Source organism: Neorhizobium sp. P1_A6, assembly GCF_056406795.1.
This window is the reverse complement of sequence record NZ_JBFTZM010000003.1, coordinates 263876-285026: the sequence shown is the minus strand read 5'-3', so window position 1 is coordinate 285026 and position 21151 is coordinate 263876. Positions and strand designations below refer to the sequence as shown.

General features: G+C 62.2%; 21 protein-coding genes. 15 read left to right on the top strand and 6 right to left on the bottom strand.

Features of this window, described 5'->3' with window-relative positions; genetic code table 11:
* Positions 1 to 8 precede the first annotated feature (8 nt).
* The 3 genes from lpdA to lipA all read left to right on the top strand — a co-directional run bounded on the left by lpdA (position 9) and on the right by lipA (position 2786).
* Positions 9 to 1454 carry a dihydrolipoyl dehydrogenase gene (gene lpdA / locus AC1D3C_RS08240; protein WP_038542643.1) on the top strand — a complete coding sequence of 482 codons (1446 nt, stop codon included), beginning with the start codon at positions 9 to 11 and terminating at the stop codon, positions 1452 to 1454.
* Positions 1455 to 1528: 74 nt separating this feature from the next.
* Positions 1529 to 1774: a GlsB/YeaQ/YmgE family stress response membrane protein gene (locus AC1D3C_RS08235; RefSeq protein ID WP_038542645.1), complete on the top strand. Its 246-nt coding sequence runs from the start codon at positions 1529 to 1531 to the stop codon at positions 1772 to 1774.
* Between the two features lie 37 nt (positions 1775 to 1811).
* Positions 1812 to 2786 (top strand): lipoyl synthase, encoded by a 975-nt coding sequence (lipA, locus tag AC1D3C_RS08230; RefSeq protein WP_477482553.1) that lies wholly within the window; start codon positions 1812 to 1814, stop codon positions 2784 to 2786.
* 22 nt (positions 2787 to 2808) lie between these two features.
* Here the strand turns inward: lipA and AC1D3C_RS08225 are convergent, their stop codons facing one another.
* Positions 2809 to 2994 carry a hypothetical protein gene (locus AC1D3C_RS08225; protein ID WP_007758868.1) on the bottom strand — a complete coding sequence of 62 codons (186 nt, stop codon included), beginning with the start codon at positions 2992 to 2994 and terminating at the stop codon, positions 2809 to 2811.
* 302 nt (positions 2995 to 3296) lie between these two features.
* Between AC1D3C_RS08225 and AC1D3C_RS08220 the strand changes: the two genes are divergently transcribed.
* Both AC1D3C_RS08220 and AC1D3C_RS08215 read left to right on the top strand, forming a co-directional pair.
* Positions 3297 to 3887 carry a P-loop NTPase family protein gene (locus AC1D3C_RS08220; RefSeq protein ID WP_477482552.1) on the top strand — a complete coding sequence of 197 codons (591 nt, stop codon included), beginning with the start codon at positions 3297 to 3299 and terminating at the stop codon, positions 3885 to 3887.
* 9 nt (positions 3888 to 3896) lie between these two features.
* Entirely contained in the window at positions 3897 to 4364 is a 468-nt protein-coding gene (locus tag AC1D3C_RS08215) for a type II toxin-antitoxin system RatA family toxin (protein ID WP_477482551.1), read from the top strand.
* Here AC1D3C_RS08215 and AC1D3C_RS08210 read toward each other — a convergent pair.
* A complete protein-coding gene (locus AC1D3C_RS08210; RefSeq protein WP_477482550.1) occupies positions 4355 to 4858 on the bottom strand; it encodes a CinA family protein in 504 nt (167 codons plus the stop codon). The two genes, AC1D3C_RS08215 and AC1D3C_RS08210, sit on opposite strands and share 10 nt — an antisense overlap.
* Positions 4855 to 6075 (bottom strand): bifunctional 2-C-methyl-D-erythritol 4-phosphate cytidylyltransferase/2-C-methyl-D-erythritol 2,4-cyclodiphosphate synthase, encoded by a 1221-nt coding sequence (locus tag AC1D3C_RS08205; protein ID WP_477482549.1) that lies wholly within the window; start codon positions 6073 to 6075, stop codon positions 4855 to 4857. Before AC1D3C_RS08205 ends, AC1D3C_RS08210 begins: the two co-directional genes overlap by 4 nt.
* A 158-nt stretch (positions 6076 to 6233) precedes the next feature.
* Between AC1D3C_RS08205 and dusB the strand changes: the two genes are divergently transcribed.
* From dusB to AC1D3C_RS08155, 10 genes are all read left to right on the top strand, one after another.
* Entirely contained in the window at positions 6234 to 7253 is a 1020-nt protein-coding gene (gene dusB / locus AC1D3C_RS08200; protein WP_477482548.1) for a tRNA dihydrouridine synthase DusB, read from the top strand.
* Entirely contained in the window at positions 7250 to 8398 is a 1149-nt protein-coding gene (locus tag AC1D3C_RS08195; protein WP_046601061.1) for a two-component system sensor histidine kinase NtrB, read from the top strand. The genes dusB and AC1D3C_RS08195 overlap by 4 nt, the downstream gene beginning before the upstream one ends.
* Positions 8395 to 9846 carry a nitrogen regulation protein NR(I) gene (gene ntrC / locus AC1D3C_RS08190; RefSeq protein ID WP_038542662.1) on the top strand — a complete coding sequence of 484 codons (1452 nt, stop codon included), beginning with the start codon at positions 8395 to 8397 and terminating at the stop codon, positions 9844 to 9846. Before AC1D3C_RS08195 ends, ntrC begins: the two co-directional genes overlap by 4 nt.
* Before the next feature lie 222 nt (positions 9847 to 10068).
* On the top strand, positions 10069 to 12342 hold the full coding sequence (locus tag AC1D3C_RS08185) for a sensor histidine kinase NtrY-like (RefSeq protein ID WP_477482547.1): 2274 nt from the start codon (positions 10069 to 10071) through the stop codon (positions 12340 to 12342).
* Positions 12332 to 13696 carry a nitrogen assimilation response regulator NtrX gene (gene ntrX / locus AC1D3C_RS08180; protein ID WP_038542664.1) on the top strand — a complete coding sequence of 455 codons (1365 nt, stop codon included), beginning with the start codon at positions 12332 to 12334 and terminating at the stop codon, positions 13694 to 13696. Before AC1D3C_RS08185 ends, ntrX begins: the two co-directional genes overlap by 11 nt.
* A 20-nt stretch (positions 13697 to 13716) precedes the next feature.
* Entirely contained in the window at positions 13717 to 15093 is a 1377-nt protein-coding gene (gene trkA, locus AC1D3C_RS08175; RefSeq protein WP_477482546.1) for a Trk system potassium transporter TrkA, read from the top strand.
* Between the two features lie 31 nt (positions 15094 to 15124).
* Positions 15125 to 15988: a D-amino-acid transaminase gene (locus AC1D3C_RS08170; protein WP_477482545.1), complete on the top strand. Its 864-nt coding sequence runs from the start codon at positions 15125 to 15127 to the stop codon at positions 15986 to 15988.
* Between the two features lie 106 nt (positions 15989 to 16094).
* Complete coding sequence (hfq, locus tag AC1D3C_RS08165) at positions 16095 to 16337, top strand: RNA chaperone Hfq (protein ID WP_007757453.1); 243 nt, start codon at positions 16095 to 16097, stop codon at positions 16335 to 16337.
* A gap of 43 nt (positions 16338 to 16380) precedes the next feature.
* Positions 16381 to 17754, top strand: coding sequence for a GTPase HflX (gene hflX / locus AC1D3C_RS08160; RefSeq protein WP_477482544.1), 1374 nt, complete (start codon positions 16381 to 16383; stop codon positions 17752 to 17754).
* Positions 17755 to 17901: 147 nt separating this feature from the next.
* On the top strand, positions 17902 to 18921 hold the full coding sequence (locus tag AC1D3C_RS08155) for an acyltransferase family protein (protein ID WP_477482543.1): 1020 nt from the start codon (positions 17902 to 17904) through the stop codon (positions 18919 to 18921).
* Between the two features lie 24 nt (positions 18922 to 18945).
* On the opposite strand, the gene AC1D3C_RS08150 is transcribed toward AC1D3C_RS08155, so the two are convergent.
* The 3 genes from AC1D3C_RS08150 to AC1D3C_RS08140 form a co-directional block, all read right to left on the bottom strand.
* Positions 18946 to 19635, bottom strand: a complete 690-nt coding sequence (locus tag AC1D3C_RS08150; RefSeq protein ID WP_477482542.1) for a methyltransferase family protein — start codon at positions 19633 to 19635, stop codon at positions 18946 to 18948.
* Between the two features lie 74 nt (positions 19636 to 19709).
* Entirely contained in the window at positions 19710 to 20543 is an 834-nt protein-coding gene (gene mazG / locus AC1D3C_RS08145) for a nucleoside triphosphate pyrophosphohydrolase (RefSeq protein ID WP_477482686.1), read from the bottom strand.
* A 24-nt stretch (positions 20544 to 20567) separates the two neighbouring features.
* Positions 20568 to 21146: a nucleoside deaminase gene (locus AC1D3C_RS08140; RefSeq protein WP_477482541.1), complete on the bottom strand. Its 579-nt coding sequence runs from the start codon at positions 21144 to 21146 to the stop codon at positions 20568 to 20570.
* Positions 21147 to 21151 lie beyond the last annotated feature (5 nt).

The following is a 21151-nucleotide window of genomic DNA, read 5'->3' as shown; positions in this document are numbered from 1 at the left end:
GGAAAGCAATGGCTCAATCCTACGACGTCATCGTTATCGGTTCTGGTCCGGGCGGTTATATCGCCGCCATCCGGGCATCCCAGCTCGGGCTGAAGGTCGCCGTCGTCGAACGCGAGCACCTCGCCGGCATCTGCTCCAACTGGGGCTGCATTCCGACCAAGGCACTGCTGCGCTCGGCCGACGTGATGCACACTGCGACCCATGCGAAGGACTACGGCCTGACGCTGGAAGGCACGATCAAGCCGGACGTCAAGGCGATCGTCGACCGCTCGCGCGGCATCGCCCACCGCATGAACAACGGCGTCGGTTTCCTGTTCAAGAAGAACAAGGTCGACATCATCTGGGGCGAGGCGAAGCTTTCCAAGCCCGGCGAGATCGTCGTGTCGAAGACCACCAAGAAGCCGGTCGAGCCGATCGGTCCGATCCCTAAGAACACGCTCGGCGAGGGCACTTATACCGCCAAGCACATCATCATTGCGACAGGCGCTCGTCCGCGCGCGCTGCCGGGCATCGAGCCGGACGGCAAGCTGATCTGGACCTATTTCGAGGCGATGAAGCCGGAAGAGATGCCGAAGTCGCTGCTGGTCATGGGGTCAGGCGCGATCGGCATCGAGTTCGCCAGCTTCTACCGCACCATGGGCGTCGAGGTCACCGTCGTCGAAATCATGAGCCAGGTCATGCCGGTCGAGGATGCGGACATCTCGGCGCTTGCCAAGAAGCAGTTCGAGCGCCAGGGCATGAAGATCCTGCTCGAAGCCAAGGTTGCCAAGGTCGTGAAGGGTGCCAACTCGGTCACCGCGACGATTGAGCTGAAGGACGGCAAGACGCAGGAGATCACTGCCGACCGGATGATCTCGGCTGTCGGCGTCCAGGCCAATATCGAAGGTATTGGCCTTGAGGCCGTCGGCGTGAAGACCGACCGCGGCTTCATCGTCATCGACGGTTACGGCAAGACCAACGTGCCCGGCCTCTACGCGATCGGCGACGTCGCCGGTCCGCCGCTGCTCGCCCACAAGGCCGAGCACGAAGCGGTCATCTGCGTCGAGAAGATCGCCGGCCTGCCGAACGTCCATCCGATGGACAAGCTGAAGATCCCGGGCTGCACCTATTGCAACCCGCAGGTCGCCTCCGTTGGCCTGACCGAAGCCAAGGCCAAGGCCGAAGGCCGCGACATCCGCGTCGGCCGCTTTCCGTTCGTCGCCAACGGCAAGGCGATCGCGCTCGGCGAGGACCAGGGCCTCGTCAAGACCATCTTCGACAAAAAGACCGGCGAACTGATCGGCGCCCACATGGTCGGTGCCGAAGTCACCGAACTGATCCAGGGCTTCGTCGTCGCCATGAACCTGGAGACGACGGAAGAGGAACTGATGCACACGATCTTCCCGCATCCGACCATTTCCGAGACGATGAAGGAAAGCGTGCTCGACGCCTACGGCCGGGCGCTGAATGCCTGACGAGATCGCCCTGCCGGGGATTGTTCCACGGCCGGGCGGCGCCCATATGAGTGTCTCTGGAACGGGAGCGTAGCATGCAGGTAGGTTGGATTGCGGCGATCATCATCGGCGGCCTGGCGGGTTGGCTTGCCGGCAAGCTGATGGACGTCCGTTTCGGCATTTTCATGAACATCGTCATCGGCATCGTTGGCGCGGTTCTCGCCAATGGCATCTTCAACAGGTTCAACATCCATGTTGCAGACGGATGGCTGGGTTACCTGGTTGCAGGTTTCATCGGCTCCTGCATTTTGCTATTTCTTGCCAAACTCGTCAGGCGCTGACGAACCCCGCGATACAGGCGGTTGAAAGCAGGTTCTTATGGTCACCATTCTCGACACGATCGCATCCGGCGATGAAAAGCGCGTCCGTCATCCGGAAAAGGCGCATCGTCCCGATACCGAGATCATGCGCAAGCCCGAATGGATCCGCGTCCGTGCGCCGGTCTCCAAAGGTTATCAGGAAACCCGGGCAATCGTGAAGGAAAACAAGCTGGTGACGGTCTGCGAGGAAGCGGGCTGCCCCAATATCGGCGAGTGCTGGGACAAGAAGCACGCCACCTTCATGATCATGGGCGAGATCTGCACCCGCGCCTGCGCCTTCTGCAATGTCGCGACCGGCAAGCCGAACGCGCTGGATATGGAAGAGCCCGAAAACGTCGCCAAGGCCGTCAAGCAGATGGGTCTTAGCCATGTGGTCATCACCTCCGTCGACCGCGATGACCTGGCCGACGGCGGCGCCGAGCATTTCGAGAAGGTGATCTGGGCGATCCGCGCCGCGTCGCCGGCAACCACCATCGAGATCCTGACGCCAGACTTCCTGAAGAAGCCCGGTGCGCTGGAGCGAGTCGTCGCCGCCAAGCCGGATGTGTTCAACCACAATATGGAAACCGTGCCGGGCAACTATCTGACGGTGCGCCCCGGAGCCCGTTATTTCCACTCCGTCCGGCTGCTGCAGCGGGTGAAGGAGCTGGATCCGACCATGTTCACCAAGTCGGGCATCATGGTGGGGCTCGGCGAGGAGCGCAACGAAGTGCTGCAGCTGATGGACGACCTGCGCACGGCCGACGTCGATTTCCTGACGATCGGCCAGTATCTGCAGCCGACCCGCAAGCACCACAAGGTAGAAAGCTTCGTCACGCCCGAGGAGTTCAAGTCCTACGAGACGGTAGCCTATGCCAAGGGTTTCCTGATGGTGTCTTCGAGCCCGCTGACCCGGTCTTCGCATCACGCCGGGGATGATTTCGCTCGCCTCAGGGCTGCACGCGAGAGGAAAGTCCTGGCCGCCGCCGAGTAGGGCGGCGAGCCGGTCGTAAGCCTTATTCGGCTGCCTGAACCTTTTCGTGCTTGTCTTGGCCGCGTCGGCGTTCGCGCAGCGTGAAACGATGTCCGCGTGCTTCGCTCTTCGCCATTTCAATAAGATAGACCAGCATGGGAAGCTGGTTCATGTCTGCAAGCTGCTTTGCGGATTCGAGCAGCTTTATCATCTGCGAGAAATCGTCCATGGATGCTTCTTTCGGGTGCGCCCGGTCTGCTATCGGTTGATTATGCCATTGTACGCTGGCTTGCGACTCTGGATCACTACAACCGGATGAATCCTACATTACATCTTATCAACCTGAATGCCATCTGACATCGACAAATGACCGATGGTTGAACCCGTCACTCTGACATCCGTGTCAAAGCTCCGTCACAATCGCATTCGGCGACCTCTATAGCGCCGTCTGCCCGACATTGAAATCCTCCTGTCATCATCGGCGTCTACCACCAATCACGATGCAGCGAGCCTGATTCACGGGAGATCATCATGGATATGGAATCTGGCGTGAATGCGATCCGTTACGTGGGAATTGCCGAGGCAGCGGACAAGGTCTCCAGTGCCGACAGAATTCTGGTCATCGGCTGTTCCGGCGGTGGCAAATCGACGCTGGCCCAGAAGGTCGCCGGTCGTTTCGAGCTCAACTACATCTCGATCGACCGCGATGTGCTCTGGTTGCCGGGCTGGGTGCAGCGAGACAAGCCCGAACAGCATCGCCTCATCGTCGAGCTGGCCGCCGGCGAACGCTGGATCATGGATGGCACCAATACCTCCACGTACGATATTCGCGTGCCGCGCAGCGATCTGGTCATCTGGGTGCGCATGCCGCGCTGGCTATGCGTCTGGGGAATTCTCAGCCGCTGGATCATGAACAGGGGAGGCACCCGTCCGGAAATGGCGCCCGGTTGTCCGGAGAAGATCGACCTCGATTTCTTCCGCTTCGTCTGGACCTGGGAGAAGGTCTATGGCCGGCGCGTGGCTGTCGGCTTGACGGCACACGCGGCCGGCAAGCCGGTTCTGGTGTTGAAATCCCGTCGCGAAATGCGCGATCTTCTTGATCTTATCGGAGCGGGCGCTTAACTCGGGATCATGCCAAAGTTCGAAATCCGCCGTCCCGTGAAGCACAGCGCCGAAAAGATGTACGCGCTCGTTGCCGATGTTGAAAAATACCCGCAATTCCTGCCGCTCTGCGAAGCGCTGGCCGTGCGTTCCTCCAAGGAGCGCGATGGCAAGACGCTGCTCGTGGCCGATATGACAGTCGGCTATAAGGCAATCCGCGAGACCTTCACCACCCAGGTCCTGCTCAATCCGGCCGAGCGGATCATCGATGTGAAATATATCGAGGGGCCGTTCAAATATCTCGACAACCGCTGGAGCTTCGAGCCGGCGGCGGACGGCTCGGCGAATGCCGGCCCAGAAGGGTGCGTCGTGCATTTCTACATCGATTACGAGTTCAAGAGCATGATCCTCGGCGCCCTGATGGGCTCGATGTTCGACCGCGCCTTCCGCATGTTCGCCGAAGCCTTCGAAAAGCGGGCCGACAAGATCTACGCCTGAGCGGCCACCTCGGCCAGCATTTCCAGCGCGGTTCTGACGGTCGCCAGCCTGACCTCGGTGCGGCCGATATCGCCGTAGCGCATTTCCCGGTGCAGGATTTTGCCCGAACGGCTTTTCGCCGCCAGATGCACCAGCCCGACGGGTTTTTCCGCCGATCCGCCGCCGGGTCCCGCTATGCCGGTCACCGCAACCGCCACGGCGGCCTTTGAGCGATAGAGCGCACCATGCACCATCTGCAGCGCGGTTTCCTTCGACACCGCGCCATGCGTCGCGAGCGTGGCGTCTGTCACCCCGAGCATGTCCATCTTCGCCTGGTTCGTATAGGTGACGAAACCGCGGTCGACGACGGCGGACGAGCCGGAAATCTCCGTCAGCGCCCCGGCGATCAGCCCGCCCGTGCAGGATTCGGCGGTCGCGACCATTTTTCCGCGCGCGCTGAAATCCGTGATGATCCGCCTGGCCTGATCCTCGATATCGGCAGGAAACAGGCTCACGCAGCATCTCCGCGATAAACGACGGTCGCCGTGGCGATCGCGGCGATGCCTTCGCGGCGACCGATGAAGCCGATCTTCTCGTTGGTGGTCGCTTTGACCGAGCAACGGTCGAGCGAAATGCCGAGGATCTCGCAGAGGGTTTCGCGCATCGCCTGGCGGTGTGGGGCGATCTTCGGCGCTTCAGCGATCAGCGAGATATCGGCGTTCATGATCGTGCCGCCACGCTCGCGGACGATCTTTGCCGCATGGTCGAGGAAGATCTTCGACGGCGCACCGCGCCACTGCATGTCGGACGGCGGAAAATGGTCGCCGATATCGCCGGCGCCGCAGGTGGCGAGCAGCGCATCGGTCAGCGCATGCAATGCGACATCTGCATCCGAATGGCCGCTGAGCTTCTGGTCGTGGGGAATGAACACGCCGCAGAGCGTCACGCCGTCGCCGGGTTCCAGTTGGTGCACGTCGTAGCCGTTGCCCGTGCGGACATCGGGGAGGGTGGCCGAGGACAGGCTCTGCGAGAGTTTTTCGTCGGCCATGGCGATATCCCGCTTCACGGTGAGTTTGATATTGTCGACCGATCCTTCGACCAGGGTCACCGGCAGGCCGGCCCATTCGGCGATCGAGGCGTCGTCGGTGAAATCCTCGCGGCGCAGTGCTGCCGCTTTCTCGTGGGCGGTGCGGATTTCGGAGAGAAGAAAACTCTGCGGCGTCTGCGCGGCGTAGAGGCCGGAGCGCGGCACGGTCTCGTGCACCAGCCCGTCGGAACCGCTGCGCTTCAGCGTGTCGCTGACGGGAATGGCCGGCAGCACGCCGTCCTGCCCCTCGTCGAGCGCCTGCGCCACACGCTCGAGCACGCCGTGATCGACGAAGGGACGCGCCGCATCGTGGATCATCACATGGGTGGCCTCGGTGCCTGAGAGGGCGCGCAGGCCCTCATAGACCGAGCGCTGCCGGGTTTCGCCGCCGAACGTGGTGATCACCCCCGCCGCCCCCTGGACGTCGGCCGTTGCCGCCGCAAACAACGCCTCGTCGTCCGGGTGGATGACGACCACGATCGGGCCGCTTCGACGCCACGTCAGAAATCGTTCGAGGGTATGGGCGATGACCGGTCTGTCGCCGATCCGCCGGTACTGCTTGGGACCGTCCTGCAGAGAGCCTGCTCGTTCCCCGCGGCCTGCGGCGACGATGACGATACCGATTGTCATGGAACCGATTGTCATGGCTTTGTCGTCCTCGACCCGTAACTCGTTTTGGATTGACAGGCGCAGAACTATAGGACCAAAAGCCTGAATTCCAGCATGCCGCTCAAAAATAACGCAGTTCCGGAATTGCTCTTGGCAAACGCCCGAGACATGAATAAAAATAGTGCAACTATCTCATGTGCCCGAAAGATCATCATTTGAGTTTCCAAGATCTTGCCAAGCCTTTTCAGATCGGGCCTGTCGCCATTCGCAATCGCGTCGTCCTGGCGCCGATGTCCGGCGTCACCGATCTGCCGTTCAGGCAGCTTGCCTGGCGTTATGGCGCCGGGCTGGTCGTGACGGAAATGGTTGCCAGCGGTGAGCTCATTCTGAACCGCGGCGAATCGTGGGCGCGGCTGAAGGGTGCCGGCATCTCGCCGCATATGGTCCAGCTCGCCGGCCGCGAAGCGAGGCCGATGGCGGAAGCCGCGAAAATCGCTGCCGATAATGGCGCCGATATCATCGACATCAACATGGGGTGTCCGGCCAAGAAGGTGACGGGCGGTTATTCCGGCTCGGCGCTGATGCGCGATCCGGACCACGCCCTGTCCATGATCGAGGCGACGGTCAACGCCGTCAGCGTGCCCGTGACCCTGAAGATGCGGCTCGGCTGGGACGAAAATTCCATCAACGCGCCGGAGATCGCCCGCCGTGCCGAACAGGCCGGCGTCCGGCTGGTGACCATCCACGGCCGCACCCGCATGCAGTTCTACGAGGGCAGGGCGGATTGGGATGCGATCCGCGCGGTGCGCGACGCGATCTCCATTCCGCTGATCGCCAATGGCGACGTCGAATCGCCCGAGGACGCTCAAGCTATCCTGGCGCGCTCAGGCGCCGACGCTGTCATGGTCGGCCGCGGCGCGCAGGGGCGGCCCTGGCATGTCGGCTGGCTCGCCGGTCATGCCGCGCCGTCGCAGGCTGAGATCGCCGGCCTGGTCGTCGAACATTACCAGGCGATGCTGGAACTTTACGGCCGCGAGGCCGGCCTCCGGCATGCGCGAAAACAGCTCGGCTGGTATCTCGACCGCTATGCGGCAGACCTGCCCGCCACAGAAAAGGCCGCCATCATGATTTCGAAAGACCCGGCCGATGTCTCGCGCCGGATGACAGCAGCGCTCGGCGGTCAATCCGTCGCCGCCCAGAAGGAGGCCGCATGAGCAAGTCCCAGGCGCAGGATGCCACGATTGGCAACGCGCTCGCCATGGCGGTCCTCAATTCGGTGCAGAACCCGGTGATCCTGGTCGATGCGGCGGGCAAGGTCGCGTTCGCAAACTGGGAGGCGGAGGCCTTCTTCGGCGCCAGCGCCGCACATCTCGCCAAGAACAGGATCTCCACCTTCATCCCCTTCGGCAGCCCGCTGCTCGCCCTGATCGACCAGGTGCGCGAACGTAAAGCGCCGGTCAACGAGTACCGCGTCGATCTGTCGTCGCCCCGCCTCGGCCAGGACAAGCTGGTCGACCTCTATGTCGCGCCTGTCGTCAGCGAGCCGGGCTCAGTGGTCGTCGTCTTCCAGGAACGCTCGATGGCGGACAAGATCGACCGCCAGCTCACCCATCGCGCCGCCGCCCGTTCGGTGACCGGTTTGGCCTCGATGCTGGCGCACGAGATCAAGAACCCGCTGTCGGGCATCCGCGGCGCCGCCCAGCTTCTGGAAAGCGTCGTCCCCGACGACGATCGGGCGCTGACCCAGCTGATCTGCGACGAGACCGACCGCATCGTCTCGCTGGTCGACCGCATGGAAGTCTTCTCCGACGAACGTCCGGTCGATCGCATCGCCCTCAACATTCATTCTGTCCTCGATCACGTGAAGGCGGTCGCCAAGGCCGGCTTTGCCCGCAAGATCAAGATTTCCGAAATGTACGATCCGTCGCTGCCGCCGGTCTTTGCCAACCGCGACCAGCTGGTGCAGGTCTTCCTCAACCTCATCAAGAACGCGGCCGAAGCCGTCGGTGACCAACCGGACGGCGAAATCATGCTGACGACCGCCTATCGCCCGGGCATCAAGCTCTCGGTCGCCGGCACGCGGGACAAGATTTCCCTGCCGCTCGAATTCTGCGTCATCGACAACGGACCCGGCGTTCCGACCGATCTCGTGCCGCATCTCTTCGATCCCTTCATCACCACCAAGACAAACGGCTCCGGCCTGGGCCTGGCCCTGGTCGCCAAGATCATCGGTGGCCATGGCGGCATCGTCGAATGCGACAGCCAGGCGCGCCGGACGATATTCCGTGTTCTGATGCCCATGCACAAGGAAGAGGCCATGGACGGCCGCGCCTTGAACTCCACAGGAAACTTAAAATGACTGCCACGATCCTTGTCGCCGACGACGACGCGGCCATCCGCACTGTTCTGAACCAGGCCTTGACCAGGGCTGGCTATGAAGTGCGCATCACCTCCAATGCCGCCACCCTGTGGCGCTGGATCTCGGCCGGCGAGGGCGATCTCGTCGTCACCGACGTGATCATGCCCGATGAGAACGCCTTCGACCTGCTGCCGCGCATCAAGAAGGCGCGGCCCGATCTGCCGGTGCTGGTCATGAGTGCCCAGAACACCTTCATGACCGCCATCAAGGCCTCCGAAAAGGGTGCCTACGATTACCTGCCGAAACCGTTCGACCTGACCGAGCTGATCGCCATCATCGGCCGGGCACTTGCCGAACCGAAACGCAAGCCCGCCCGCCTCGACGACGACATGCAGGACGGCATGCCGCTGGTCGGCCGCTCCGCTGCCATGCAGGAAATCTACCGCGTACTTGCGCGTCTGATGCAGACCGACCTGACGCTGATGATCACCGGCGAGTCCGGCACCGGCAAGGAACTCGTCGCCCGCGCGCTCCACGATTACGGCAAGCGCCGCAACGGTCCGTTCGTGGCGATCAACATGGCCGCCATTCCGCGCGACCTGATCGAATCGGAACTCTTCGGGCATGAGAAAGGCGCCTTTACCGGCGCCCAGAACCGCTCCACCGGCCGCTTCGAGCAGGCCGAGGGCGGTACGCTTTTCCTCGACGAGATCGGCGACATGCCGATGGACGCCCAGACGCGTCTTTTGCGCGTCCTGCAACAGGGCGAATACACCACCGTCGGCGGTCGCACGCCGATCCGTACCGACGTGCGCATCGTCGCGGCGACCAACAAGGACCTGAAGCACCTCATCAACCAGGGCCTGTTCCGCGAGGACCTTTATTACCGCTTGAACGTCGTGCCGCTGCGTCTGCCTCCCTTGCGCGACCGCGCCGAGGACATTCCCGATCTCGTTCGCCATTTCATGCAGATGGCCGAAAAGGAGGGGCTCGACGGCAAGCGTTTCGACACCGAGGCGCTGGATCTCATGAAGGCCTATGCCTGGCCGGGCAACGTGCGAGAGCTGGAAAACCTGGTCCGCCGCCTGATGGCGCTATATCCGCAGGAGGTCATGAGCCGCGAGATCATCGAATCGGAGCTGCGCTCGGATGTTCCCGACAGCCCGATCGATAAAATGGGCACGCGCAACGGTTCGCTCACCATCGCGCAAGCCGTCGAAGAAAACATGCGCACCTATTTCGCGAGCTTCGGCGACAACCTGCCGCCGCCAGGCCTCTACGATCGCGTCCTGACGGAGCTGGAATATCCGCTGATCCTGGCGGCACTGACGGCCACCCGCGGCAACCAGATCAAGGCGGCCGATCTCCTCGGCCTCAATCGCAACACCCTGCGAAAGAAGATCCGGGAACTGGGTGTCTCAGTCTATCGCAGCTCTCGTGGCGCCTGATGCGTTAGTTTGTTCCCAGCTGCTTGACACCTTCCGCTCATCGTTGCATTTTCGCCACATTGCGTTGCTTAAAGGTCACGCAGGGTTTGGTGAATGCTCGACGGAGTGGCGGCCGTCGAGGGGGTAGGCCGGCCCTTCTTCTGGAAAGTGGCTGTCGCTTCGCTCGGTCTGACCGGGTTGAAATGATCTCCCGCGAGGGTTTTGGGGATCGGAGTGGATTCGATGACGGAAGGCGTAACAGCGCCGATGGCCGAAGACGAGCCAGCGGTGTCAGTGCAGGATCGGCGCGCGTCCTTCGCGCTCCCCGGCCTTCTGCTCGCCGGCGGAGCCTTGATCTGTGCGTCGGTGACACTATTCATCCTGCTCGGCCTGACCCCGATCGCCCCGACCACGAATGTGGTGATCGCGTCGGCTGCGCTGAATTCGCTTTTCATCCTCTGCCTGATGTATCTGATCGGCCGCGAGATCGTCCGGCTGGTGAAGGCGCGCAACCGCGGCCGCGCCGCGGCCCGCCTGCATGTCCGCATCGTCGTGCTCTTCTCGATCGTGGCGATCACCCCGGCGGTTCTGGTCGCGATCTTCGCCAGCCTCACGCTCAATGTCGGCCTCGACCGCTGGTTCTCGCTGCGCACCCAGTCGATCGTGCAGTCCTCCCAGGACGTTGCCCGTGCCTATATGCTCGAGAATGCCAGCTATCTTCAGGGCCAGACGGTTTCGATGTCGAACGACCTCGAGCGCAACCGGCCGATGTTCTATCTCGACCGTACCGGTTTCGTGGAGCTGATGACCCGCCAGGCGCGCGGCCGCGGCATGCTCGGCGCCTTCCTGGTGCGCGAGGACGGCCAGGCGATCGTTCAGGCCGACATCAAGACCGAAAAGCCGCTGCCGGCGATCCCGGCGGATGCGCTGAAGACCGCGGCGGCCGGCCAGCCGACCTTGATCCCGCCTGGTGTCACCAACCTTGTCGGCGCCGTCATCAAGCTCGATGCCATTCCGGGCTCCTATCTCTATACGATCCGCGCCGTTGATCCGAAGGTCATCTCGGCCATGCGGCTGATGGAGGAGAACACCGCCGAATACCAGGCGATGGAGGCCGGCCGCACATCGCTGCAGATCGCCTTTGCGGTGCTCTATCTCGGTTTCGCGCTGATCGTGCTGCTCGCGGCGATCTGGACGGCGATCGCGGTCGCCGACCGCATCGTCCGCCCGATCCGGCTGCTGATCAGCGCCGCCGACAGCGTGGCGACCGGCAATCTCAACGTCGTCGTGCCGGTGCGTGCCGCCGATGGCGACGTCGGCAGCCTGTCGCGTACCTTCAACAAGATGATTTCCGAAATACGCAGCCAGCGCGACGAGATCCTTGAAGCCAAGGACGAGGTCGACGACCGCCGCCGCTTCATCGAGGCGGTGCTGTCCGGCGTCACCGCTGCCGTTATCGGTGTCGAGGAAGACCGCCGTATCACTATCGTCAATCCGTCGGCGGAACATCTCCTGGACGTTCCCGCCGAAAAGCTGATGGGCGAGAAGCTCCAGGATGTCGCCCCCGAGATCGACCACGTCCTCACCGAGGCGCGCAGCAGGGCCCGCGGCGAGTTCCGCAAGCAGGTGAACCTGATGCGCGGCGGCAAGGAGCGGACGCTGTCGGTCCAGGTCACCCGCGAGGAACAGCGCGCCGCGCACGACAGCTATGTGGTGACGCTCGACGATATCACCGATCTCGTGATCGCCCAGCGCTCCACCGCCTGGGCGGATGTCGCCCGCCGCATCGCCCATGAGATCAAGAACCCGCTCACCCCGATCCAGCTTTCCGCCGAGCGCCTCAAGCGTCGCTACGGCAAGCAGATCGCCGAGGACGACCGCGCCGTCTTCGACCAGTGTACCGACACGATCGTGCGCCAGGTCGGCGATATCGGCCGCATGGTCGACGAATTCTCGTCCTTTGCCCGCATGCCGAAACCCGCCAAGGAAGAAGCCGATCTGCGCGATATCCTGCGCGACGCGATCTTCCTGCGCGAGATGGGCACCACCCATGTCGATTTCATCCGCGAGCTCGGCGAGGAGCCGCTGAAGGGCATGTTCGATGCACGCATGCTCGGCCAGGCTTTCGGCAATCTCATCAAGAATGCCGTCGAGGCGATCGAGGCGGTGCCGAGCGATCAGGAACGCGACGGCCGCAAGGTCAAGGTCCGCTCGGTCTACGACGCCGAGCGCGACACCTATGTGGTCGACATCATCGACAATGGCAGCGGCCTGCCGACCGAAAACCGGCACCGCATCCTCGAGCCCTATATGACCATGCGCGACAAGGGCACGGGACTGGGCCTCGCGATCGTCAAGAAGATCATTGAAGAACACGGCGGGCAGCTCGAATTGCACGATGCCCCCGCCGATTTCGATCATGGCAAGGGCGCCATGATCAGGGTGCTGCTGCCGCATCTGGAGCAGGTGGCGGTGCCCGGAACGGATAATAACAAGGAATTGGCTTATGGCGTCTGATATTCTGGTCGTAGATGACGAGGCGGATATCCGCGATATCGTTTCAGGTATTTTGTCCGATGAGGGCCATGAAACCCGCACGGCCCATGACAGCGACAGCGCGCTGGCGGCGATATCCGATCGCGTGCCGCGGCTGATATTCCTGGATATCTGGATGCAGGGCTCCAGGCTCGACGGCCTGGCGCTGCTCGACGAAGTCAAGAGCCGGCATCCCGAATTGCCCGTTGTGATGATCTCCGGCCACGGCAATGTCGAGACGGCGGTCTCCGCCATCAAGCGCGGCGCCTTCGACTTCATCGAAAAGCCGTTCAAGGCCGACCGTCTGATCCTGATCGCCGAGCGGGCACTCGAAAACTCCAAGCTGAAGCGCGAGGTGACCGAGCTCAAGAAGCGCACCGGCGATGCCGCCGAGCTGGTAGGTACCTCGGTTGCCGTCTCGCAGCTCCGCCAGACGATCGAGAAGGTCGCCCCCACCAACAGCCGCGTGATGATCCTCGGCCCTTCCGGCTCCGGCAAGGAACTGGTGGCGCGGATGATCCACAAGCGATCGTCGCGCGTCGCCGGTCCGTTTGTGGCGCTGAACGCGGCGACGATCACGCCCGATCGCATGGAGGTCGCTCTGTTCGGCACCGAAGGCGCTCCCGGCCAGGCGCGCAAGATCGGCGCTCTGGAAGAGGCCCATCGTGGCATCCTCTATCTCGACGAAGTCGGCGAAATGCCGCGCGAGACGCAGAACAAGATTCTTCGCGTGCTGGTCGATCAGCAGTTCGAGCGCGTCGGCGGTTCCAAGCGCGTCAAGGTGGATGTCCGCATCATCTCCTCGACCTGCTACAATCTCGAAAGCCTGATCGCCGACGGCTCGTTCCGCGAAGATCTTTATCACCGGCTGGCCGTCGTGCCGGTCAAGGTGCCGGCGCTCGCCGAACGGCGCGAGGACATTCCCTTCCTAGTCGATATGTTCATGCGTCAGATTTCCGAACAGGCCGGCATCCGTCCCCGCAAGATCGGCGAGGACGCCATGGCCGTCCTGCAGGCCCACGACTGGCCGGGCAATATCCGCCAACTCCGCAACAATATCGAGCGGCTGATGATCCTTGCCCGCTCCGACGGCCCGGATTCGCCGATTTCCGCCGACATGCTGCCAACCGACCTCGGCGACATGTTGCCGAAGGTGTCGGCCAAGGGCGACTACCACATCATGACGCTGCCGCTGCGCGAGGCCCGCGAAATGTTCGAGCGCGATTACCTGATCGCCCAGATCAACCGGTTCGGCGGTAATATTTCGCGCACCGCGGAATTCGTCGGCATGGAACGCTCTGCATTGCATCGCAAGCTCAAGTCGCTCGGTGTGTAGCCGATGCCGGTATGTAACCCATGAAGGTGATCATATGCGGCGCGGGACAGGTGGGCTACGGCATCGCCGAACGGCTGTCGCAGGAGGACAATGACGTCTCCGTCATCGATACCTCGGCGACCCTGATCGCCGCGATCACCGAGACCCTCGACGTCAAGGGCTATGTCGGCCACGGCGCCCATCCGGACGTGCTGGAAAAGGCCGGTGCCGAAGACGCCGACATGATCATCGCGGTGACCCTCTACGACGAGGTCAACATCGTCGCCTGCGAGGTCGCGCAGGCGCTCTTCTCCGTGCCCACCAAGATCGCCCGCATCCGCGCCCAGAACTATCTGAAGCCGGAATATGCCGATCTGTTCAGCCGCCAGAACATGTCGATCGACGTGACGATCTCGCCGGAGATCGAGGTCGGCAAGATGGTGCTGCGGCGCATCTCCTTTCCCGGCGCCACCGATGTCGTCCGCTTTGCCGAGGATCACATCGCCATGGTGGCGATCGAATGCATGGAGGACTGCCCGGTCGTCGCCACGCCCCTGCATCAGCTTTCCGACCTCTTCCCCGACCTGATGGCAACCGTGGTCGGCATCGTCCGGAACGGTGTTCTGACCGTCGCCCGCTCCGCCGATGAGCTCGAGGTCGGCGATCTTGCCTATGTCATCTGCCAGCGCGAACACATTCGCCGCACGCTCGGCCTGTTCGGACACGAGGAGCAGGAGGCACGCCGCATCATCATCGCCGGCGGTGGCAATATCGGCTATTACGTCGCCCGCACCATCGAGGAACACCAGCCGAGGACCCGACTGAAGATCATCGAGAGCGACCGTGACAAGGCGATGGCGGTTTCCGAGCAGCTGCGCAATACGATCGTGCTGCACGGCTCGGCGCTCGACCAGAACATCCTCGCCCAGGGGGATATCCAGGATACCGACCTGATCGTGATGCTGACCAACAACGACCAGATCAACATCCTCGGCGCGGTCATGGCGAAATCGCTCGGTTGCAAGTCGAACCTGGTGCTGATCAACTCCACCTCCTTCCATCAGGTCACCGACGCGCTCGGCATCGATGCGCAGATCAATCCGCGCGCCGTGACGATCTCCCGCGTCCTGCAGCATGTCCGCAAGGGCCGCATCCGCTCGGTCTATGCGGTGCAGAATGGTGCTGCCGAGATCATCGAGGCCGAGGCGCTCGAAACCTCGCCGCTAGTCGGCCGGGCTTTCCGCGAGCTCGACCTGCCGGACGGCGTCCGTATCGGCGCCATCTATCGCGGCGAGGCGGTGATCCGCCCGAACGGCGACACCAGGATCAAGGCACGCGACCGGGTGGTGCTGTTTGCCGCCGCCGAAGCCGTGCGCCATGTGGAGCAGCTTTTCCGCGTTTCCATCCAGTATTTCTAACCAGCATTTGCGACAAGCGCAGGGGATATCGATGTCGAGAATTGCCTATGTGAACGGACAATATGTTCGCCATTCCGAAGCCGCGGTGCATGTGGAGGATCGCGGTTTCCAGTTCGCGGACGGCGTCTACGAGGTCTGCGAAGTGCGTCACGGCATGATCGTCGACTTGACTCGCCACCTGAACCGCCTCGACCGGTCGCTGAGCGAACTCAGGATGGCATCGCCAATGAGCCGCGCAGCGCTCACCTTCGTCATCCGTGAAGTGCTCCGCCGCAACCGGGTCAAGAACGGCATCTTCTACATGCAGGTGACCCGCGGTGCCGCCCGCCGCGACCACTACTTCCCGGCCCACGGCACGCCGCCGACCATCACCATCACCGCCAAGAGCACCGATCCCTCGGCCGCCGCCAAGAAATATGCAAACGGCATCAAGGTCATCACGCTGCCCGAGAACCGCTGGGACCGCGTCGACATCAAGACGGTCGGCCTGCTACCGAACGTGCTCGCCAAGCAGCAGGCGAAGGAAGCCGGTGCCCAGGACGCCATCTTCATCGACCGCAACGGCATCGTCATGGAAGGCGCGTCCTCCAATGTCTGGATCGTCACGCCGGATGGCGAGCTCGTCACCCGCCCGGCCGAACACGGCATCCTGAAGGGAATCACCCGCACGACGCTCATCGACGTCGCAAGGAAGCTCGGCCTCAAGGTCGTCGAGCGTGAGTTCAGGACGGAAGAGATGCTGGCCGCCCGCGAGGTGTTTTTCACCTCCGCCACCGGGATCTGCGTGCCGATCGTCGAAATCGACGGAAAGCCCGTCGCCAACGGCCATCCGGGCACCGTGTCGTCAAGTATTCGCGACACCTTTTTCGACGTTGCGGAAAAGACGGCGATTTGATAGTCAAACATCGGGGAAGGGAAGCACGGGGCGCTTTCCGGTCGCCTCTTATCAAGCTTGATCATGATCCCGGCTATTGGCCGGCAAAAAAGAAAGAAGCGGCGCTATGGCGGAACGTTCTCAGAACCTGCAGGATTTATTTCTCAATACCGTTCGCAAGCAGAAGATTTCCCTGACGATTTTCCTGATCAACGGGGTCAAGCTGACAGGTGTCGTGACCTCTTTCGACAACTTCTGCGTCCTGCTTCGCCGTGACGGCCATTCTCAGCTCGTGTATAAGCACGCGATCTCGACCATCATGCCGGGCCAGCCCATGCAGATGTTCGAAACCGAAGAGAACGCCGCCTAACAGGACAGAACAGATTTCAAATCGCGATACTTCCAACGAATCCATGGTCCCGGAGGCTGAAAAGCGCCGGGACGACATGCGTGCGCTCGTCATCGTGCCGGTCCTCAAGCAGGCACGGTCAAAGGCCGGGCAGGGCGACTCAAGTCAGGCACCTGCACCGCAGCGCTCTAACGAAGCCCGCCTCGAAGAGGCGATCGGCTTGGCACGAGCGATCGACCTGGAGATCGTCCAGGGCCTGATCGTGCCGATCAGCCAGCCGCGCCCGGGAACGCTGATGGGCAGCGGCAAGATCGAGGAGATCAAGGCGCTGCTCGACGAGCACGACGCCGGCCTCGTCATCGTCGATCATCCGCTGACCCCGGTGCAGCAGCGCAATCTCGAAAAGGAATGGCAGGCCAAGGTCATCGACCGGACGGGCCTGATCCTCGAAATCTTCGGCCGCCGCGCCTCCACCAAGGAAGGCACGCTGCAGGTCGACCTGGCGCATCTGAATTACCAGAAGGGCCGTCTGGTCCGCAGCTGGACCCACCTTGAACGCCAGCGCGGTGGCGCCGGTTTCATGGGCGGCCCCGGCGAAACCCAGATCGAAGCCGACCGCCGGTTGCTGCAGGAGCGCATCGTTAAGCTGGAGCGCGAGCTCGAACAGGTCGTGCGCACCCGCCAGCTGCACCGCGCCAAGCGCCGCAAGGTGCCGCATCCGATCGTGGCGCTGGTCGGTTATACCAATGCCGGCAAGTCGACGCTGTTCAATCGCATCACCGGCGCCGGCGTGCTGGCCGAAGACATGCTGTTTGCAACGCTTGATCCGACGTTGCGCCGCATGAAGCTGCCACATGGCCGCACGGTGATCCTCTCCGACACCGTCGGCTTCATCTCCGACCTGCCGACCCATCTCGTTGCTGCCTTCCGCGCCACGCTGGAAGAGGTGCTGGAAGCCGATCTCGTCCTGCATGTGCGTGACATGTCCGACCCGGACAATGCCGCCCAGGCCGGCGACGTCATGCGCATCCTTGCCGATCTCGGCATCGACGAGAAGGAAGCGGCCGCCCGCATCATCGAGGTCTGGAACAAGATCGACCGGCTCGATCCGGAGGCCCATGAGGCGATTGCCGAACGCGCCCTCGGCCGCGAGAACGTCATGGCGGTCTCGGCGATCACGGGCGAGGGCGTCGAGCCCCTGATGGACGAGATTTCGAAACGCCTTTCCGGCGTGCTCACCGAAACCTCGATCACCATCCCGCCGGAAAAGCTGGCCATCGTCTCCTGGGTCTACGGCAACGCCGTCGTCGACGGCCGCGAGGACAACGAGGACGGTTCGGTGACCCTGGATGTCCGCATGTCCGAAGCCGAGGCTGCGGAGTTCGAGCGCAAGCTCGGCAACGGTCCAAAAGCGGAAAAGGAGGACTGGGAACGATAGGAAGCGTTCCCTACGCGGCTTCTGCCCCGAGGCGGCTGCGTGCGGCGCCTTGATGTTGCCGGTTTTTTGCGGTGCAAAATAAACCGTCCACGACGGTCACACTTCTTGCGGTATTATCATCCGCGGGCCGGCAACAATGGGTTCGTAATGGTACAAAATCAGCCGCACGAAGAGACCGGAAAACATTTGGCCTATCTGGATGGCTGGCGGGGGATCGCCGTCATCTTCGTAATCGCCGGCCATTTCTGGATAGATGATTTCAAGCCGGGCGTCAGTACATTCGGCGTCGATCTCTTTTTTGTTTTGTCGGGCCGGCTGATGTCGGAAATACTGTTCGTCAAGCGGACCGAATTGCCGACGTTCTTTTTCCGGCGTTTCTCGCGAATTTATCCGGCCCTTTTCGCATTCGTGGTCGTCACGACCCTTGCTTTCCAGGGCACCGACATTTCGCATGGCCCCGTTGCCGCATTGCTGGCGCTGACGTTCACGATCAACTACGCGATGGTCTATACCCATCCGGTGGCGTTGCTTGATCACCTGTGGTCGCTGTGCGTCGAGGAGCACGCCTATATTCTCCTGGCAGGCATCGCCTTCCTGTCCCGCCGCAGACTGTTTCCRGTCGCCGCTCTGGTCATCGCGCTCGGCATTGCGGCCATGCTGAACGGCATCATCCGCACCGAGCTCGGCGCAAGCGTTCTTTATACCCACTGGCGCAGCGACGTCTCTGTCGCGGGCATATTCATCGCCGGCGGTCTTTGGCTGTTCCTGCGCAACCGCCAGGCTCCCTGGTGGGTCTCGCCGCTGGCGCTGCTGATTGCGGTCGTGGCGAAGGGGATGCCCATTCAGGTCCTGTCCTTCGGCCTGTCGACCGCCATGCTGGCACTGTCGATCACCACGATCGACAGTGCGGCGCCGGTCTTCCGCAAAATCCTGTCCGCCAAGGTGCTCACCTATGCGGGCCTGTGGTCCTTCTCGCTTTATCTGTGGCAGCAGCCTTTCTACAAACTCTATCGCGAGGGAGCGGCTCCAACTCCGTTGTTGCTGCTGGCTGCCGTGCTTGTCGCGCTCGTCAGTTTCTACCTCGTGGAAAAACCCTCCCGAACAGCGCTCAATCGCCTTTTCCAGAACCGCCTGGAGAAAGTCGTCACCGCTGGCCGACCGGCATAGAGAGCATCCCCGGAAAACAGTGGCTCAATAGATCCTCGGAACCAGCCTGTATCGCACGCGCTCGCAATAGGCAGCGTAGCCCTGCAATTCGGCCCGCAGATGTCTTTCCTCGTCGATCAGCCGGGCGACCAGCCCGGCGACGATGGGCGGCACGAGGACCAGTCCCCAGAGCGATCCGAGCGCAAGCGGGACGCCTGCGAAAAGAAGGAGGGCGGAACTGTACATCGGATGTCTCACAAGACCGTAGAGACCGTCGGATACAACCCTTTGGCCGGGTTGGACATCCACGGTCGCAGAGGCATAGGAATTCTGCCGGAAGACGGCAAGACAGCCCGCAAACCCGAGGGCGGTCAGGATGTTTCCGATGACGACGAGCCCAACCGGCGTGGACGACCACGAGAAGCGGTAATCCAGAGCGGAGACCACATAGAGCGCCATGATCACCACGCTGTTATACGCCTGGATGCGCTTCTGCGCCGGCTGCGTTTCCGAACCCGGCCCGGCGCTCAGCCGTTTCTCGGCAAGTTCGGGACTATGCGTCACCACATACCAGCCGGTGCCGATCGTCCAGGCGGTGAAGTTCGCCAGATAGAGCCAAGCCTGCCAGTAATTCAATGTGCCCGCACAGGCGAATATCAGAATTGCCAGGAACGCGATGAAGATTGCGGTGACTTTGGTCGTTCGGACGCCGAGCCGATTGCTGTGCTCCTGCATGTCACTATCCAGATCTGATGAGCGAGATCTAAATAATCCTCTGCCCGTGACGATCAAGAGGGCGGGCCGGACAGTCAGCCGAGCGTCCGTTCGATCGCCTTGGCGGCCTGCCAGAGTTCTTCCATGCGCTCCAACGTGGCAGCCTCCAGCGTCTCATCCGATTGTTGAAGAGACGATTCTATATAATTGAACCGTCGCCGGAATTTTGTATTCGTGCCGCGAAGCGCCTCTTCCGGATCGGCTTTCACATGCCGGCCGATATTGACCAGCGCGAAGATCAGATCGCCGAGTTCGTCGGTGACCTTGTCCTGGCGTCCGTCACGCAGAGCCTCGCGCAGTTCACCGATTTCCTCCTCGATCTTGTCGAGGATCAGTTCGGCCGCCGACCAGTCGAAGCCGACCTTTGCCGCCCGCTGCTGCAGCTTCAGCGCCTCCGTCAGTGCCGGCTGGGCGCGGTGGACGCTTCCGAGATAGCCGAGCTTGAAATCCTCGGTAATGCCGCGCCGCGCCCGCCGTTCGGCCCGCTCGCGCTTTTCTTCCGTCTTGATGTCGTCCCATTGCAGTTTCACCGCATCCGGCGTCGCCGCATCCGAGACGGCGAAGACATGCGGATGCCGGCGGATCATCTTTTTGGTGATCGCCTGGACGACGTCGCCGAAGGAGAATTCGCCGGCTTCCTCGGCCATGCGGGCGTGGAAGACCACCTGCAGCAGCAGGTCGCCCAGCTCCTCGCAGAGATCGTCCATGTCGTTGCGCTCGATCGCATCAGCGACCTCATAGGCTTCCTCGATCGTATAAGGCTTGATGGTCGAAAAATTCTGTTCGAGGTCCCAGGGGCAGCCGGTAACGGGTGTCCTGAGCGCCGCCATGATCTCGATCAGCCGCGAAATATCCTTCGATGCTTCCATCATCTTGTCCTTCAATGCCGGATGTCAGGCGAGCGGTATGGTGTTTTTGTCCTTGCTGGACTGGTAGACGCCGGAAAGCCCGTCATATCGGGCTTTGATCCGGCTGGTCTGGGTCTTGAGGCCGGCACGGAGCGGCTCGCCTTCGCTCTCGACCAGGTCGGCAATTGCGTAGGAATGCCAGAAGGCGTTGTTGCGCCGATAACCGCCGGGCTCCAGGCCGAAAACCTCTTTGAGGATTTTCAGGTCATGCGGGATGGCGAAGGCGTCGCGCGAATCCTCATGGCTGAAAAAATAATAGAAATTGTCGAAACCGGCCCAAGTGATCGCCGACATGCACATCGAGCAGGGTTCGTGAGTCGACAGGAAAATCAGGTCTTTGGTGGGAAGATCTCGTGTGGTTTCGTAAAAGCGCTTCAGCGTGTGGACTTCGCCGTGCCACAGCGGATTTTCGAGCTCGTTGTTGGTTTCGGCAATCACCAGCGACAGGTCGGATTTCTTGAGGATCGCCGCGCCGAAAACCTTGTTGCCGGTGGCGACGCCCTTTTCCGTCAGGGGCAGAATGTCGTTTTCGATGACGTCGAGAAGGCGGGGGGCGATTGTCATGGGAA

What these genes read in the sequence shown, in the direction of transcription:
- ntrX (WP_038542664.1), top strand. Translation starts at nt 12,332, where the DNA reads ATGGCGTCTGATATTCTGGTCGTAGATGACGAGGCGGATATCCGCGAT.
- AC1D3C_RS08140 (WP_477482541.1), bottom strand. Translation starts at nt 21,146, where the DNA reads ATGACAATCGCCCCCCGCCTTCTCGACGTCATCGAAAACGACATTCTG.
- lipA (WP_477482553.1), top strand. Translation starts at nt 1,812, where the DNA reads ATGGTCACCATTCTCGACACGATCGCATCCGGCGATGAAAAGCGCGTC.
- hflX (WP_477482544.1), top strand. Translation starts at nt 16,381, where the DNA reads ATGGTCCCGGAGGCTGAAAAGCGCCGGGACGACATGCGTGCGCTCGTC.
- AC1D3C_RS08235 (WP_038542645.1), top strand. Translation starts at nt 1,529, where the DNA reads ATGCAGGTAGGTTGGATTGCGGCGATCATCATCGGCGGCCTGGCGGGT.
- AC1D3C_RS08150 (WP_477482542.1), bottom strand. Translation starts at nt 19,635, where the DNA reads ATGCAGGAGCACAGCAATCGGCTCGGCGTCCGAACGACCAAAGTCACC.
- AC1D3C_RS08195 (WP_046601061.1), top strand. Translation starts at nt 7,250, where the DNA reads ATGAGCAAGTCCCAGGCGCAGGATGCCACGATTGGCAACGCGCTCGCC.
- dusB (WP_477482548.1), top strand. Translation starts at nt 6,234, where the DNA reads ATGTGCCCGAAAGATCATCATTTGAGTTTCCAAGATCTTGCCAAGCCT.
- ntrC (WP_038542662.1), top strand. Translation starts at nt 8,395, where the DNA reads ATGACTGCCACGATCCTTGTCGCCGACGACGACGCGGCCATCCGCACT.
- AC1D3C_RS08220 (WP_477482552.1), top strand. Translation starts at nt 3,297, where the DNA reads ATGGATATGGAATCTGGCGTGAATGCGATCCGTTACGTGGGAATTGCC.
- mazG (WP_477482686.1), bottom strand. Translation starts at nt 20,543, where the DNA reads ATGGAAGCATCGAAGGATATTTCGCGGCTGATCGAGATCATGGCGGCG.
- AC1D3C_RS08215 (WP_477482551.1), top strand. Translation starts at nt 3,897, where the DNA reads ATGCCAAAGTTCGAAATCCGCCGTCCCGTGAAGCACAGCGCCGAAAAG.
- lpdA (WP_038542643.1), top strand. Translation starts at nt 9, where the DNA reads ATGGCTCAATCCTACGACGTCATCGTTATCGGTTCTGGTCCGGGCGGT.
- AC1D3C_RS08170 (WP_477482545.1), top strand. Translation starts at nt 15,125, where the DNA reads ATGTCGAGAATTGCCTATGTGAACGGACAATATGTTCGCCATTCCGAA.
- trkA (WP_477482546.1), top strand. Translation starts at nt 13,717, where the DNA reads ATGAAGGTGATCATATGCGGCGCGGGACAGGTGGGCTACGGCATCGCC.
- hfq (WP_007757453.1), top strand. Translation starts at nt 16,095, where the DNA reads ATGGCGGAACGTTCTCAGAACCTGCAGGATTTATTTCTCAATACCGTT.
- AC1D3C_RS08205 (WP_477482549.1), bottom strand. Translation starts at nt 6,075, where the DNA reads ATGACAATCGGTTCCATGACAATCGGTATCGTCATCGTCGCCGCAGGC.
- AC1D3C_RS08225 (WP_007758868.1), bottom strand. Translation starts at nt 2,994, where the DNA reads ATGGACGATTTCTCGCAGATGATAAAGCTGCTCGAATCCGCAAAGCAG.
- AC1D3C_RS08185 (WP_477482547.1), top strand. Translation starts at nt 10,069, where the DNA reads ATGACGGAAGGCGTAACAGCGCCGATGGCCGAAGACGAGCCAGCGGTG.